Source organism: Synechococcus sp. CB0205 (genome assembly GCF_000179255.1).
Classification (GTDB): Bacteria; Cyanobacteriota; Cyanobacteriia; order PCC-6307; family Cyanobiaceae; genus Vulcanococcus.
Genome location: NZ_ADXM01000016.1, coordinates 1 through 14,127, shown reverse-complemented (window position 1 = coordinate 14,127; position 14,127 = coordinate 1). Strand labels below are relative to the sequence as shown.

The following is a 14,127-nucleotide window of genomic DNA, read 5'->3' as shown; positions in this document are numbered from 1 at the left end:
TCGCTTGAAATCGGCTCTTCTAGCTGCAAAATACCAATCCAAACCGGATTCAACCAGGTTGAACATTGACCAGGCTTCATCATCTATTGACCTCTATCGTCCATGCAAAAAATATATTGGTAAGATCATGGGAAGAAATCCCTCGATCATGACATCCGATTACTCTGATACTGCTTCTGGAATTGTTGGAATTAGCTATGTGCGGTCTGCGGATGGAAAACAGTTTAAATATGAGTGCAAGTCTAACGGTCGCCAGATAGTTTGGCGTGGAGTTGATTTATTCAGGCCAGGTGAAGGTCCTGGAAGATGGAGAGATGAGGATGCCGCTTCAGTACAACTATTTCAGTAAAGCCTGAGCTTTTATTTAAATGCCTTACCTAATCATTTTCCTGGTTGTGGCAGTGGTGTTCTATCACTTCTGGCCATATATTTTGCTTGCTGCAGTATGTGCAAGTGGGCTCTTGGTCTACGTTCAGCATAGCAGGAGGGAAAATATTCGCACTATTGGCGAGATAATAAATACTGTTGGGGATCGCTACAAAGGTTCTTACTTTGTAGGAGATTCCCGGTCTTTGCATGTTTGCCAATTCTCTGATCTGCTAATTCTAGGAAGGCCAGGGGCTGAGTATGTTGCCGTTCGCTTTGACTCTATTTTCGGGGACGAATGCTTTTCTGATGCAGTCTATTCGGGTTACAAGAGTAAAGTCGAGTACTTCAACGCTTTTAAAATCGATTCGTTCCCTGCTGGCTATTCCAATGAAGGACTCTGTATGTCTATAGATAATCTATTCGCGAGCCGCGATCTCACTCGGCTACCTTCTGATTCATTGGATGCAAAAGTCTGTTCAATTATTTATGATAATCTTCCTGAGGCTGAATGGGCCGATAGCTCTTTGAAAAAGATCTATGAATCAATTCAGCCCTTGCAGTATGCATACCAAGTGTCTCTCACTAATGAGTTGCTTTCTTCCAATTCAGGCATGTTGAAGCGTGCATTGACGGCGCTTGAAGCCGAAGCTAATGCATTGACGGACTACGGCAATGAGTTATATGTGGCCATACATAAATGTTCTCAATTCCTTGCCATTCCCAAGCAGCTTCGCAATGCTACTGAATGCGATGTCGATACTCTGCAGATTTCAGCCAAGAAGAACGATATGCGGGCGAGCTTCGCAGAAGTTCTTGCCATTAAAAAAGAATATGACGATCTATGCATTTAGCAAGCCAAAATCGGCTCTGCCTTTAATTAGTCTTGTTGCTTTCTGGCAAGAGCACTGTTTGCCAGCACCTTTTTTGAAATTTCCTCTTGGCCTTTGTATGCGTGCACATTGATACAGTTGTGGATATCCTGCGATATCTTTTGATCGCATGGGACCCTTATTTAGTATTTAATGACGGAGTTACTGCTCCCTCTCCTGATTAGATCTATACGCGCAAGAATTCTTTTCACCTGAGTGGCGCTCAGAGTCTGCCCGTTGCGGGTCGTCACTCCTGCTCCAGCAAGTGCGGATGCCATTTCTCGTAGTGTGGCGTTGTTGGCCACCATCGCTTCAAGAATCGGTCGAAGCCTCTCGGCTTCATTGGCAGCTTTTACTTTCGCCGCCTCATTACTTCTGATTGTGCCAGCACGTATACCTCCGAGCTTCACACCACGTTGTTTTGCTGCAGCTAATGCTTCTTTTGTTCTCTCACTGATACGTCTAGCTTCGAACTCAGCTACCGATCCCATTACTGCAAGAACCATCCGACCAGCAGCAGTGGTTGCATCAACATCGGGCAGGTCGCAGAACAGGAATCCACCCATTCCATTTGCTGTGGCTTCACGCGTCAGACGCAACAGCAGCTCAGCATCGCGGGCAATGCGATCAAGCTTTGCAACGGCTATCACAGCCTTCAATCTTCGGGCCTCGGTTAGCGCTGCTGTGAGTTGCGGGCGATCAGCTTTTCGCCCCGATTCCACTTCGACAAACTCGGCTACAACATTGGCACCGCGTTCTGCAGCGAGCTGCAGGACCTTTGCTTGTTGAGCCTCAAGCCCTAAGCCGCTGACCCCTTGTCGTGCTGTAGAAACGCGGTAATAGGCGATAAGGCGCACGAGAGTCCAAGGATGTAGCTAGAGGCTACCTTCGTTGAGGGTGGTACGCCGGTTTGCGCCACGCCTCAGGGACTGAGCGTCCGCATGAGCTGCGGAGGGGGCGCAGGTATCTCATGGAACACTAATGACGCAATAGGATCACTCTGCTTAGTTGTACCTCCCTATGTATTGCAAAGGAGCCGTAATCGGTTGAATTCTCTTTTTCCCTGGTAACAGCCTATATATTTCTTCTCGCGAAGGCGCCTAGCACTTGCTTAGATTTCCCGCCTGCGACCGGTTCGCTTCTGCCCATTTCTTCATCTGTGGATTAGCAAGTAGGTATTGTTCCCACTTTTCTTTGCTTGAGGATGTCGCATTGGGTTCGAGCTGTGCAAGGCCAAGCTCATCCCTTACGATGTTTACTTCCGAAAGCGCTTGCTTATATTCCTTGACCTCAGCAGTTCCTCTGGAAAGGTCCAAGGTTGAGCACCAAGGTTTTCTCGTATTGGTCACTTCAATTTGTCTTTCGAGTGAGTCTAGTCGAAGTGTCGCCTTTTCTAGCCCCGACTTGTATAGGGGGGCAAGTTCTGCCTTGCTTCGTTGGGCCCCAGAATCTAACCCTGTCGAAAACTTGAGCAGCTCGATAATTGGCTTTGAAGGTGTCCCGGAGTAGAAATCTAATCTTTTTTATTGCCATATTCATCTATATAAGACACTTGGTAATTCATGATTGAATAGTTGCGAACCATGAAAGGTGCGGCAAGCAGCATTGGCCAGAAAAACAACGCACCACCTGCAACCGCTCCAATGGCGGCAGATGAGTCCGTTCCGCTGGCACCCTGAATAACTTTCCATTCAACGACCTCTTTGGTATTTATGCTGAGAACCTCTCGTTTACTTCCATACTCAATTGCCTTAATTGTGCTTCCATCTTGCGATGTTAGCCTGATGTAAATCGTCTTTCCTGTCTTAGAGTCGAGCGTGCCAAGATCCGCAGATTCAAACGGATAAGTGGGTTCTGATAAGATTTCTTCTTTTTCTCTCTTTGCCTTCGCATCTTCAGGATTCTCACATTGAAGTCTTTGCTCTGAAGTTAGGCCACGCTTTGGAGGATACTTGCAGAAATAAGGCAGTGAAGAGCTTCCAGCTAATGCAGTCGCTGTTGTCGTGCTTAGGATAGAAGCGAGTCCAGCGGCAATAACTTTCCTCATCTTGTAGACTCTATCTTCGTCGATCCTATATCTCAGGAGTTGCTACTCAGGTGATTTGTAGCTATTTCTTAATCCCGATGGCTTCGCTTCGTGCCTATTCCTTTAGCCCTCAAATACTGAGTCTTCCGTCGCCCAGACATAGTGTTTTTGGTGCGTAATGAGTGAATGCCCCATTGCTTTGCAAATCCTATGTACCGCTATGCCTTCTTTATGTGCTCGATAAGAGTAAGAGTCTCTGATGGCTCCCGGTTTTAGGTGCTGACCTTGGTCTGTGTATTTCTTGACGAGTTCTCGCCAGTATTCAAGCTTCGATAGAAGAGTATTCCAGGCGCCGGGTCTCGTGTCAGGTAGTGCCAGTCTCTCTGTCAGCATGGCTTCAACTAAGTCGTCCCATGTTGCACCTTCGGGTGCTAAAGGGAATAACCAGCGCGGTTGGGTTCTGTACGCGCCAGAAATCTTTTCATTTCGACACCACATTTGAAAGCCGTGTTTGGGGTGCTTCTTGGCAGTACAGAGCCAGGGTTCTTCCCGTCTTAATCCGTACGTGCTTGCCAGGGCAACGTAGTTCTTCCATCCTTCTCCGTTCCTGGTTAGGCCGACTTCTTGCGCTAATTGAGTAATCTCAGTGTCTTCGAGGATTGCCAACTCTCTCGCGGCTTGTGGTCTCCCTCTGATCTCTTTAAGCTGCTCTCTGGTGAGTGACCAACTTCTCGACGAAAGGCCATAGTTGTTGATGGAAAAGTCAAGAAAGGCTTTTATGGCGATGAGTGCTTTCTCGCTGCTTCTGGGGCGATCCTTCCATTCTCTGAGCACTTTCTGTGCTAGTTCAACCGAGTTCCTGGGCGCTTTCGTTGCTTGCATGGAAGCCGCAGAAAATTCTAGGTAGGGCCTGTAGTCCTCGTTCCATGTCTTCTCTTTAATCTCTAGACCTGTTGTTGTTTTCTTTTGCCTGAAAGCTTCTATGGCTCTGTCCCACTGAACTTCCTCCTGTGGTGCCAAGTTGTTGGCGATCTTGGCTGCGTCTCTGATGTCGTGTCCATCGGTTACAAGAGTGTAGATATTCCTTGCTCGGCTTACCACGTCGCCAACGTTCCTTCTGCTCCAGTCGAAGGGAAGTGTTGTCGAGCCGTTGAGTCTCTCGGTACGTACCTCTAATCGGACTCTCCCTTTGTCCTCCCGTACTGACCATCCCGTGGCTGTAGAGCTGCGAACGGACGCTCTAAGACCCCTTTCCCAGTCACTTGCGTTGCGGAGTCGGGGCAAGGGTTGCAAAGTGGCGTCATTGGCATTTTATGCGCGCAAAAAGCGCGCAAAGGTGTCCCTTTCTGACGTGCCATGGCAGCCACTGGCACGTCAGAACTCAGTCATAGCCTGGTTTCCTTTGATCAGGAGAAGCCTTAGAATTTGCCTTACAAGCAGGATGTCGCTGGTTCGAACCCGGCACCGGGCATCACTGCACTAGTGGGCTGAGGACAGCTCCCCGCCGCGGCCGCCGGCCTCTTCCGCCACACCGATGCGGGCGAAGAGATCGGTGCTTTCTTGGTTGAGGTTGATCACCTCGACCTGGCTGCCGCCGAGCTTGAGCTTGCGGATGACCTGATCAAGGGCGGTCACGCCGCTTTGATCCCAGATGTGGGCCTCGCCCATGTCGATGGTCACGCGAGCGGGATGTTCGTGCAGCTCAAACCCCTGGCGGAAGTAGATGCTGCTGACGAAGAACAGCTGACCGCGGACGCGGTAGATGCGGTGCTCGCTGCCGCTCTGCTCACTGCTGACCTCGATCACCTTGGCGACCTTGCGGCTGAACAGGATCCCCGCCAGGGCCACACCGGAGAGCAGGCCCACCGCCAGGTTGTGGGTCAGCACGGTCACCACCACCGTCAGCAGCATCACCGAGGTGTCGCTCTTGGGGATGCGGCGGATGCTGCGGATCGAATCCCAGTTGGCGGTGTTGATGGCGATCATCACCATCACCCCGACCAGGGTGGCCATGGGGATCTGATTGACCCACTGGCTGGCCAGCAGGATCATCGCCAGCAGGCTCACGCCCGAGGTCAGGGTGGAGAGGCGGGTGCGGCCGCCATAGCCCACGTTCATCACCGACTGGCCCACCAGGGCGCAGCCGGCCATGCCGCCGAAGAACGAACTGACGATGTTGCCGATGCCCTGGCCGCGGGCTTCCTGGTTTTTGTGGGACGAGCTGTCGGTGACGTCGTCGAGGATGTCCTGGGTCAAGAAGGTCTCCATCAGACCCACCAGGGAGATGGCCAGGGCGGTCGGCAGGATCAGGCCCAGGGTGCCCGTGGTGAAGGGAACCTGCGGAATGCCGAATTGAGGAAGGCCGCTCGGCAGGGTGCCGAGGCTGCTGACCGTGGGCACATCCAGGCCCATGCGAATCGAGATCCCCGTCGAGATCAGGATCGCCACTAGGGCCGATGGCACGACCTTGGTGAAGCGCGGCATCAGGTAGATGATCACCAGGGTCAGGGCCATCAGGCCCCAGACCGCCGGCAGCTGCCCCGCGGTCACCGCCACCTTCTCGGGGTGGAAGAAATCAAGGCCGAGCTGAGGAAGCTGGGCTAGGAAGATCAGGATTGCCAGGGCATTGACGAAGCCCGCCATCACCGGTTGCGGCACGAAGCGCATCTGGTGGGCAAGCCGTAGATAGCCCCAAGCGATCTGCAGAACACCCGTCAGGACACCGGCTGCCAGCAGGTACTGCAGGCCCATGCCTTCGCCGAGGGCGTTGCCCTGCTCCACCAGCCCGGTCATCAGCAGGGCGGTGGAGCCCGTGGCCGAGGTGATCATCGCGGTGCGCCCGCCGAAGACCGCCAAGGTCACCGAGAGCATGAAGGCGCCAAAGAGCCCCACCCGCGGATCCACGCCGGCGATTCCGGAGAAGGCGATCGCCTCGGGGATCATCGCGAAGGCCACCACCAGGCCCGAGAGGATGTCCCGATGGGGTTTGCCCCACCATTCTTTGAGGGCGAAAGTCATAGGGATCGGCGGCGGCTGTCGTCTGGCGTTCCCTACAGGGAACCGCCCGCTGGGGCCGACCCTATCAGTGCTGCACTGACCGACCTGAGGCGTGCGCAGGCCTCGACGTCCAGCGCTTGAGGGGGCATGCGGCAGCTGGTCGGATAGCCCCGCAGGTTCCCGAAGCCACCTGGTCCGTAGAACACCCCGGCCTTGGCCTCCGGCGCGGTCGCGGCAAAGAGCTGAGGCAGGGCCCCCATGGCGGCGCTCTGGAAGAGCGGGTCCATCAGGCGGTAGGCCAGGCCTTCGAGCTTGGCGTTTTTTGAGGCCACGGAGGTGGGCTGCAGGTTGGTCCGGGCCAGGCCCGGGTGTGCCACCAGCGAGAGCACGCTGGAGCCCTCCTGCTCGAGCTGGCGTTGCAGCTCCAGGGCCGTCATGGCGTTGGCGAGCTTGCTTTGGCCGTAGGCATCCCAAGGCCTGTAGCGCGTCTCGCCCTGCAGGTCATCGAACGCGATCCGGCCGAAGTAGGCCGCACCGGAACTCACATGCACCACCCGTCCACTGGGGCTTTGCTTCAGCAGGGGCAGCAGGGCCTGGGTCAAGGCGACGTGGCCCAGGTGGTTGACCGCGAATTGCAGCTCGAAGCCCTGGCGGCTCAGGGTCCGGGGCGGCGCCATCACTCCGGCGTTATTCAGCAGCAGATCCAGCTGCTCCACCTGGGCGGCGGCCCGCCGCACGCTCTCCAGGTCCGCCAGGTCCAGTTCCAGCGGGATCAGCTCTCCGCCGGTGTCCGAGCGCAGGGCCGCGGCGGCGGCGTTGGCTTTCTCCAGGCTGCGGCAGGCCAGCAGCACGCGGGCCTCCTTGGCGGCGAGGGCCCGGGCGCTCTCCAGTCCCAGGCCGCTGTTGGCGCCGGTGATCAGGGCGGTCCGCCCCCGTTGATCGGGAATCTCAGCGGCGGTCCAGGGCACGGCGGGGCGGGGCACTACGGCCCCAATCGTCTCGCCCGCAGCTCCAGCACCGTGGGTCCGACCCAGAAACTGCCGGGATCCGAGGCGGCCGCCTGGATCTGCCCGAGCGCTGCGGTTTGGTCCGCAGCGCTCCAGAGCTCGAGGCGCTGCAGCTGCAGCCCGTAGACCGCAACAAAGCGCTCCAGCCACTGCGCCGCCATCGAACCTTGGGGACCGAGCACGGGCAGTGGGCGCAGCTCTTCGATGCTCCAGCCCCGAGCCGTCAGCAGCGACGGCAGCCTGCGGTTCACATCCGGATCACCGCCGGCCGCGCGGAAACTCCGCTGGCAGGCCTGGCCAAAGCGAGCAATCGCTTCGGCCCCGGGGTGCAGGGCGAAGGTGTCCCAGTGGACGTACTCGTGGAACAGCACCTGGCCGCCGGGGCGGATGCATTGCCCCAGGCCCGCCAGGAGCGGTTCCAGGTCCGGCAGGAACATCGCCAGCCAGCGGCACCAGGCGAGATCGAACTGCTCTTGGGGCCAGGGATCCTTCAGCAGATCGTGTTGGCGGACCTCCAGCTGATCGATGCCGCTTCGGCGCGCCAGGGCTTGGGCCTCGGCGACGTAGTCAGCGCTGAGCTCCAGGCCCAGGACACGGCCACTGGGTCCGACGAGGGCAGCGAGATCGGCTGCAGCAAAACCTGGACCGGCTCCGAGGTCGAGCAGGTGCTGCCCGCTGTGGATGCCGGCCCGAGCCCAGGCGGCTTGGCTGATGGGAGACCAGAGCTCGTGCTGAAAGCGCAGGCGCTCCAGTTCGCTTTGGTGGGTCCCCAGGACGTAGTCCGAGGCCATGGCCCCGCGGCTCAGTCTTCGGGGAAGAGCAGGGAGGCGAGTTCGTCGGGATCCACGTCGTAGACGCGGGCCAGGCTGGTCTCGATCGCAGCGGTCACCTCGCCGGGCAGGAAGCGCATGGCGCTCAGGGCGTCATCGGTGATCTCGTCGCTCAGAAGCTTCTCGCCGCCGAGCTTCTCGTCATTGATCACCGCCATTACCCAGCTCTGGTAGGCGTAGACCAGATCGGCAAACTCCAGATCGGCGTCGTTGAAGTCGAGGGCCATGGCTCGGCGTTCACTTGACCGCAGTCTGCACACCGATGGGGAGGATGGATGTCATGACAACTGCATCTCCTGACCCACTGGCCCTGCAGGCGACCTTGGTGGATTTCGCCCTGGCGGAGTTGGTGCGCCAAAACCGAGAGAGCTTCCAGCCCCTCTGGAGCAGTGAGAGTTGGGCGAAATTGCTGATCTGGATGGCCCTGAACTGCGGCTGCAGCGGCGATGAGGAGGGTCTGAAGACCTTCGCTGAGGCCCTCGGTGCGGTTCAGACCGGACGGATGCGGCGGGTGTTCTTCGAGCGGGAGCTGGGGGATCTGGAGCTGCAACTGATGGCCGATCCCGCGGAGCAGCAGGTGCTGGTGCTGCCCCAGGGCCCCGCCGATGAGGTCCTGGAGCCAGGGCGCATCACCCGCGCCCTGGAGCGCGTTGGGCTGACGGAGCGCTTGCCCGCGGATCAGGAACGGTGGCAGCGTCTGGACGCCCTTGTGGCCATTCCCTGGCTGGAGCAGGCTTGATGGAGCTGATTGCGCGCTACAGCAACCCCGGCTTTGAGGCCCTCTCCGATGGGGTAATGGCCTTCTTTGAGCGGCGCGAGGACCTGCAGCGTCCCGGTGTGGCGTTTGGGCCCGATGGGGCTGAGCCCGCCAAGGTCTCGACCGACATCAGCCTGGTGGCGATCGATCGCTCCGACCCCGAGGCCTTTGCGCTCGCGGAGGTGATCCTGCGGGGGGTGACGGCCGGCCTGGAGCGCTACCTGCAGGATCGTCCCCTCTTCCGGGACTGCTGCCCGGATCAGGAGCTCTTCGTGAACCCGATCTTCAACCTGCAGCGCTATGCCCCCGGTGAGGGCTTCAAGCGCTGGCACTGCGATTGGACCATCAGCGATGAGGCCACCGAGCCGGTGCATCGCGTCCTGGCCTGGATCCTCTATTGCAACAGCGTTGAGGAGGCCGGCACGGAGTTCCATTGGCAGGAGCACCACGAGGAGGCCCAGCGGGGCAAGCTCGTGATCTTCCCGGCCGGGCCTTCCCACATCCACCGGGGCCGGGTCAATCAGAGCGCGAGCAAGACCATCGCCACCGGCTGGATCAATGCCGGCAGCCGGGAGGCCTATCTCAAGCGCCTGGCGGCGGGCTGAGGCCCCGGCGGCCCTTTGCGAGCATGGGGCGATCGCCTGATCTGTTGACGTGACCGACGCCCTGCCGAAGACCTATGACCCGGTAGGCACCGAGGCGCGGTGGCAGAAGGCCTGGGAAACCCAAGGCGCATTTCACCCGGACCCCAAGGCCCCCGGTGAGCCGTTTTCGGTTGTGATTCCACCGCCGAACGTGACCGGCAGCCTGCACATGGGCCACGCCTTCAACACGGCCCTGATCGACACGATCGTCCGCTTCCAGCGGCTTCAGGGCAAAAACGTGCTCTGCCTGCCCGGCACCGACCACGCCTCGATCGCCGTGCAGACGATCCTGGAGAAGCAGCTCAAGGCCGACGGCAAGCGCAAGGAAGACCTCGGCCGCGAGGCCTTCCTGGAGAAGGCCTGGGAATGGAAGGCCCAGAGCGGTGGCACGATCGTCGGCCAGCTGCGCCGCCTCGGCTACTCGGTGGACTGGCGCCGGGAGCGCTTCACCCTCGACGCCGGCTGCAGCGAAGCCGTGATCGAGGCCTTCAACCGCCTGCATGAGCAGGGGCTGATCTACCGTGGCGAGTACCTGGTCAATTGGTGCCCCGCCTCCGGTTCAGCCGTGAGCGACCTGGAGGTGGAGATGAAGGAGGTGGATGGTCACCTCTGGCACTTCCGCTATCCCCTGAGCAGCGGCCAGGGCTTCCTGGAGGTGGCGACGACCCGCCCGGAGACCCTCCTGGGTGACACCGGTGTGGCGGTGAATCCCAAGGACCCCCGCTATGCAGAGCTGGTGGGTCAGACCCTGACCCTGCCGCTGGTGGGCCGGGAGATTCCGATCGTGGCCGATGACCACGTCGATGCCGAGTTCGGCACGGGCTGCGTGAAGGTCACCCCCGCCCACGACCCCAATGACTTCGCCATCGGCCAGCGCCACAACCTGCCGCTGATCACGGTGATGGCCAAGGACGGCTCGATGAATGAGGCCGCCGGTCGCTTCCAGGGGCTGGATCGCTTTGAAGCCCGCAAGGCCGTGGTTGCGGCGATGGAGTCCGAAGGCTTCCTGGTGAAGGTGGAGGACTACCGCCACAGCGTTCCCTTCTCTGATCGGGGCAAGGTGCCCGTCGAGCCCCTGCTCTCCACCCAGTGGTTCGTCAAAACCGAGCCCTTGGCGGCCCGCTGCCGCGAGGCCCTCGAGAACGCCGATCCCCGCTTTGTTCCGGAGCGCTGGAGCAAGGTCTACCGCGATTGGCTCACGGACATTCGCGATTGGTGCATCTCCCGCCAGCTCTGGTGGGGTCACCGCATTCCCGCCTGGTTTGTGGTCAGCGAGACCGGCGGTGTGATCACCGATTCCACCCCCTATGTGGTGGCCCGGGATGAGGCCGAAGCCCAGAGCAAGGCGGATGCCCAGTTCGGGGCGGGTGCTGTTCTTGAGCAGGATCCGGATGCCCTCGACACCTGGTTCTCCAGTGGTCTCTGGCCCTTCTCAACGATGGGTTGGCCCAATCCCGAGGCGGCTGACCTGCAGCGCTGGTACCCCACCAGCGTGCTGGTGACGGGCTTCGACATCATCTTTTTCTGGGTGGCCCGGATGACGATGATGGCCGGCGCCTTCACCGGCCAGATGCCCTTCCAGGACGTCTACATCCACGGTCTGGTGCGGGACGAGAACAACCGCAAGATGAGCAAGTCGGCGGGGAATGGCATTGACCCGCTGCTGCTGATCGAGCGCTACGGCGCCGATGCCCTGCGCTTTGCCCTGGTGCGTGAGGTGGCCGGTGCTGGCCAGGACATCCGCCTGGACTACGACCGCAAGTCGGACACCTCCGCCACGGTGGAGGCCTCACGCAACTTCGCCAACAAGCTCTGGAACGCCACCCGCTTTGCCCTCATGAACCTGGGTGGGGAGACCCCCTCCAGCCTGGGTGAACCGGATCCCGCGGCCCTGCAGCTGGCGGACCGTTGGATCCTCTCGCGCCTGGCCCGGGTGAACCGCGACAGCGCCGAGCGCTACGGCAGCTATGGCCTCGGCGAGGCGGCCAAGGGGCTCTATGAGTTTGCCTGGAATGAGGTTTGCGACTGGTATGTCGAGCTGATCAAGCGCCGCCTGAACCCGGGCGAGAACCCCAGTGCCGAAGCCCTGGCCGACCAGCGCACGGCCCGCCAGGTGCTGGCCAAGGCACTGAATGAATTGCTGGTGATGCTGCATCCCCTGATGCCCCACCTCAGCGAGGAGCTCTGGCATGGCCTGAACGGCGAGCCCGAAGAGACGTTCCTGGCCCTGCAGCCCTGGCCGGCCCTCGACGTCTCGGCCCTGGATGACGAGCTGGAGTCGTCGTTTGCCGAGTTGATTGAGGCGATTCGGGTGGTCCGCAACCTGCGCGCTGTCGCCGGCCTCAAGCCTAGCCAGGGTGTGCCGGTGCGCTTCGTCACCGGTCGCTCTGAACTGGCCTCGGTGCTGACTGCCGCCACCGCCGACATCACTGCGCTGACCCGCGCGGAGCAGGTGGAGGTGCTGGACCCGGCCGCCGCCGATGCCAACCCTGCCGCGAAGGCCCTGGCCGGTGTGAGCGGTGAGCTTCAGGTCTTGCTGCCGATCGACGGACTGGTGGATCTCGAGGCGCTGCGGGGCCGGCTGGAGAAGGACATCGCCAAGGCCGAGAAGGAGATCAAGGGGCTCTCGGGTCGCCTCTCGAACCCCAACTTCGCCTCCAAAGCCCCACCTGAGGTGGTGGCCGAGTGTCAGGTCAACCTGGCGGAAGCCCAGGCCCAGGCCGATTTGGCCCGCAAGCGTCTGGCCGACCTCGGTTGATGGATTGGCAGAGCTCGCTTCCGGTTCTGCAGTCCCCCGCGGGGGCGCTGCTGTTCATCCCCCTCTATGGGATTTGGGTGACGCTGTTGCTGCCGGGGGTCTGGGCCTCGATGCTGGCTGGAGCCTTGTACGGCACCTGGTGGGGCAGCCTGATCGTCTTCGTGGGGGCCTGCCTCGGGGCTGAAGCGGCCTTTCTGCTGGGACGGACCTGGCTGCGGGACTGGGCGATGCGCCGGCTGGAGGCCTTCCCCAAGCTGCAGGCGGTGGAGCAGGCGGTGAGCCGCGAGGGCCTGAAGCTGGTGCTGCTGACCCGCCTCTCGCCGGCGTTTCCCTTCTCATTGCTCAACCTGGCCTATGGCTTGAGCGAGGTGAGCCTGCGCGACTACACGATTGGGCTGATTGGGATCATCCCCGGCACGATCCTGTTCTGCGGTCTGGGGGCCCTCGCCGGTGACGTGGCCCGCTTCGGCGAGGTGCTGAGCGGCGAGGCGGATCCCTTCACCTGGGCCCTGCGGGTGGTGGGCATCGCCGCGACGGTGGCCTCGGTTTGGCTTGTGGGCCGGGCCGCCCAGCGGGCCTTAAAAGCAGCTCAGCCTTCCGACTGATCCGGCAGCGGCCAGTCGCGCAGCGCCGCGATCAGCACGAACCAGGCCAGGCGCAGCTTGGCGAGGGGGCCGGGGCGCGCGGCGAGATCGGCGAACTTGGCGCGGCCGCATTCGGTCTTGATCCAGCGGTAGACGGCGGGTTGGCTCATGGGGCAAGCAGGGCTTGGAGGCTGGCTTCATCCAGCACCGGAATCCCGAGACTCTCGGCTTTGCTCAGCTTGCTGCCGGCTTCCTCGCCCGCCACGACATAGCTGGTTTTTTTGCTGACCGAGCCGGTCACCTTGCCGCCCGCGGCCTCGATCAGGGCCTGGGCCTGACTGCGGCTCAGGCTCGGCAGGGTGCCGGTGAGCACGAAGGTCTGGCCGGTCAATGGCGCAGGACCGCTCGGCTCGGGTTGTTCCTCGTCGCCGCTGGCCAGGCTGAAGCCCAGGCGCTCGAGGCTGGTCAGCAGCTCCTGGTTGGCACCGGTGGAGAACCACTGCTGCAGGCTCTGGGCGATCTCAGCGCCGATGCCATAGACGGCGGTGATCGCCTCGGGGGTCTCGGTGGCCGCGGTGGATAGGTCCGCTGCACTGGGGAAGGCCTTGGCCAGGGCCTTGGCGTTGACCTCGCCCACATGGTGGATGCCGAGGCCGTAGAGCTGGCGGTGCCAGGGCTGTTGTTTGGAATCCGCCAAGGCGGCCACAAGGTTCTCGGCGCTCTTGCTGCCCATGCGCTCCAGGCTGCAGAGCAGGGCGCAATCCAACCGGTAGAGGCCTGCGATGGAGCCCACCAGGCCCCGGTCCACCAACTGCTCAATCAACTTGCTGCCTAGGCCATCGACATCGAGGGCGCCTTTGCTGACCCAATGGCGCAGGGCGCCGCGCAGGATCGCCGGGCAGCTGCTGTTGACGCAGCGGGTGGCGGCTTCCCCTTCTTCGCGGACGAGCTCGGAGCCGCACTCCGGGCAGGTGTGGGGTAGCTCCAGCCGCTCAGCGGCAGCCGGGCGCAGCTCCGGCAGGACCCGTACGACCTCGGGAATGATTTCGCCGGCCTTGCGAACGACGATCGTGTCCCCGGCGTGGAGATCGAGCTCCAGCAGTCGATCGGCGTTGTGCAGGGTGGCGCGGCTGACGCTCGTGCCCGCCAGGGGTACGGGTTCAAACTCCGCCACTGGGGTGATCACGCCGGTGCGGCCCACCTGGCAGCTGAGCCGCAGCAGTTTGCTGGGGGCCTCCTCGGCGGGGTACTTCAGGGCGATGGCCCAGCGCGGGGCCTTCTGGGTG

Annotated in this window: 15 protein-coding genes and 1 tRNA gene; 7 read left to right on the top strand and 9 right to left on the bottom strand. The window is 60.9% G+C overall.

Annotated features, from left to right (window positions below):
• Together CB0205_RS16460 and CB0205_RS15805 are read left to right on the top strand one after the other, a co-directional pair.
• Nucleotides 1-349: hypothetical protein (locus tag CB0205_RS16460; protein WP_232197215.1), on the top strand; the 349-nt coding region annotated here is incomplete at its 5' end.
• 19 nt (nt 350-368) lie between these two features.
• Nucleotides 369-1,220 carry a hypothetical protein gene (locus CB0205_RS15805; RefSeq protein ID WP_156797746.1) on the top strand — a complete coding sequence of 284 codons (852 nt, stop codon included), beginning with the start codon at nt 369-371 and terminating at the stop codon, nt 1,218-1,220.
• Nucleotides 1,221-1,381: 161 nt separating this feature from the next.
• Here the strand turns inward: CB0205_RS15805 and CB0205_RS15170 are convergent, their stop codons facing one another.
• From CB0205_RS15170 to CB0205_RS15795, 3 genes are all read right to left on the bottom strand, one after another.
• Entirely contained in the window at nt 1,382-2,095 is a 714-nt protein-coding gene (locus tag CB0205_RS15170; RefSeq protein WP_010313652.1) for a recombinase family protein, read from the bottom strand.
• A gap of 656 nt (nt 2,096-2,751) precedes the next feature.
• A complete protein-coding gene (locus CB0205_RS15800) occupies nt 2,752-3,285 on the bottom strand; it encodes a hypothetical protein (protein ID WP_156797744.1) in 534 nt (177 codons plus the stop codon).
• Between the two features lie 102 nt (nt 3,286-3,387).
• A complete protein-coding gene (locus tag CB0205_RS15795) occupies nt 3,388-4,365 on the bottom strand; it encodes a hypothetical protein (RefSeq protein WP_010313650.1) in 978 nt (325 codons plus the stop codon).
• 289 nt (nt 4,366-4,654) lie between these two features.
• On the opposite strand from CB0205_RS15795, the gene CB0205_RS0101855 reads away from it, so the two are divergent.
• Nucleotides 4,655-4,735: transfer RNA gene (locus CB0205_RS0101855), tRNA-Val, on the top strand.
• 8 nt (nt 4,736-4,743) lie between these two features.
• Here the strand turns inward: CB0205_RS0101855 and CB0205_RS0101850 are convergent.
• From CB0205_RS0101850 to CB0205_RS0101835, 4 genes are read right to left on the bottom strand one after another with little or no spacing between them, the layout of a single operon-like run.
• Nucleotides 4,744-6,282 carry a SulP family inorganic anion transporter gene (locus tag CB0205_RS0101850; protein ID WP_010313648.1) on the bottom strand — a complete coding sequence of 513 codons (1,539 nt, stop codon included), beginning with the start codon at nt 6,280-6,282 and terminating at the stop codon, nt 4,744-4,746.
• 32 nt (nt 6,283-6,314) lie between these two features.
• Nucleotides 6,315-7,229 carry an oxidoreductase gene (locus CB0205_RS0101845; protein ID WP_029626036.1) on the bottom strand — a complete coding sequence of 305 codons (915 nt, stop codon included), beginning with the start codon at nt 7,227-7,229 and terminating at the stop codon, nt 6,315-6,317.
• Between the two features lie 14 nt (nt 7,230-7,243).
• Entirely contained in the window at nt 7,244-8,059 is an 816-nt protein-coding gene (locus tag CB0205_RS0101840) for a class I SAM-dependent methyltransferase (protein ID WP_010313643.1), read from the bottom strand.
• Nucleotides 8,060-8,070: 11 nt separating this feature from the next.
• Entirely contained in the window at nt 8,071-8,325 is a 255-nt protein-coding gene (locus CB0205_RS0101835; RefSeq protein WP_010313641.1) for a hypothetical protein, read from the bottom strand.
• 44 nt (nt 8,326-8,369) lie between these two features.
• Between CB0205_RS0101835 and CB0205_RS0101830 the strand changes: the two genes are divergently transcribed.
• From CB0205_RS0101830 to CB0205_RS0101815, 4 genes are read left to right on the top strand one after another with little or no spacing between them, the layout of a single operon-like run.
• A complete protein-coding gene (locus CB0205_RS0101830) occupies nt 8,370-8,837 on the top strand; it encodes a hypothetical protein (RefSeq protein ID WP_010313640.1) in 468 nt (155 codons plus the stop codon).
• A complete protein-coding gene (locus CB0205_RS0101825; RefSeq protein ID WP_010313638.1) occupies nt 8,837-9,460 on the top strand; it encodes a 2OG-Fe(II) oxygenase in 624 nt (207 codons plus the stop codon). Before CB0205_RS0101830 ends, CB0205_RS0101825 begins: the two co-directional genes overlap by 1 nt.
• Nucleotides 9,461-9,509: 49 nt before the next feature.
• The gene (locus CB0205_RS0101820; RefSeq protein WP_010313635.1) at nt 9,510-12,257 is read left to right on the top strand and encodes a valine--tRNA ligase; all 2,748 of its coding nucleotides are present in this window, start codon (nt 9,510-9,512) and stop codon (nt 12,255-12,257) included.
• Nucleotides 12,257-12,862, top strand: coding sequence for a TVP38/TMEM64 family protein (locus tag CB0205_RS0101815; protein ID WP_010313633.1), 606 nt, complete (start codon nt 12,257-12,259; stop codon nt 12,860-12,862). The genes CB0205_RS0101820 and CB0205_RS0101815 overlap by 1 nt, the downstream gene beginning before the upstream one ends.
• Here the strand turns inward: CB0205_RS0101815 and CB0205_RS16245 are convergent.
• The gene (locus tag CB0205_RS16245) at nt 12,847-13,011 is read right to left on the bottom strand and encodes a hypothetical protein (RefSeq protein WP_010313630.1); all 165 of its coding nucleotides are present in this window, start codon (nt 13,009-13,011) and stop codon (nt 12,847-12,849) included. The genes CB0205_RS0101815 and CB0205_RS16245 overlap by 16 nt on opposite strands.
• A partial coding sequence (gene ligA, locus CB0205_RS0101805) for an NAD-dependent DNA ligase LigA (protein WP_010313628.1) occupies nt 13,008-14,127 on the bottom strand: 1,120 nt, incomplete at its 5' end. The genes CB0205_RS16245 and ligA, both read right to left, overlap by 4 nt.

Coding starts and splice junctions, on each gene's coding strand:
- CB0205_RS0101835 (WP_010313641.1), bottom strand. CDS start 8,325: ATGGCCCTCGACTTCAACGACGCCGATCTGGAGTTTGCCGATCTGGTC.
- CB0205_RS0101840 (WP_010313643.1), bottom strand. CDS start 8,059: ATGGCCTCGGACTACGTCCTGGGGACCCACCAAAGCGAACTGGAGCGC.
- CB0205_RS15800 (WP_156797744.1), bottom strand. CDS start 3,285: ATGAGGAAAGTTATTGCCGCTGGACTCGCTTCTATCCTAAGCACGACA.
- CB0205_RS0101815 (WP_010313633.1), top strand. CDS start 12,257: ATGGATTGGCAGAGCTCGCTTCCGGTTCTGCAGTCCCCCGCGGGGGCG.
- CB0205_RS15805 (WP_156797746.1), top strand. CDS start 369: ATGCCTTACCTAATCATTTTCCTGGTTGTGGCAGTGGTGTTCTATCAC.
- CB0205_RS0101825 (WP_010313638.1), top strand. CDS start 8,837: ATGGAGCTGATTGCGCGCTACAGCAACCCCGGCTTTGAGGCCCTCTCC.
- CB0205_RS0101830 (WP_010313640.1), top strand. CDS start 8,370: ATGGATGTCATGACAACTGCATCTCCTGACCCACTGGCCCTGCAGGCG.
- CB0205_RS16245 (WP_010313630.1), bottom strand. CDS start 13,011: ATGAGCCAACCCGCCGTCTACCGCTGGATCAAGACCGAATGCGGCCGC.
- CB0205_RS0101850 (WP_010313648.1), bottom strand. CDS start 6,282: ATGACTTTCGCCCTCAAAGAATGGTGGGGCAAACCCCATCGGGACATC.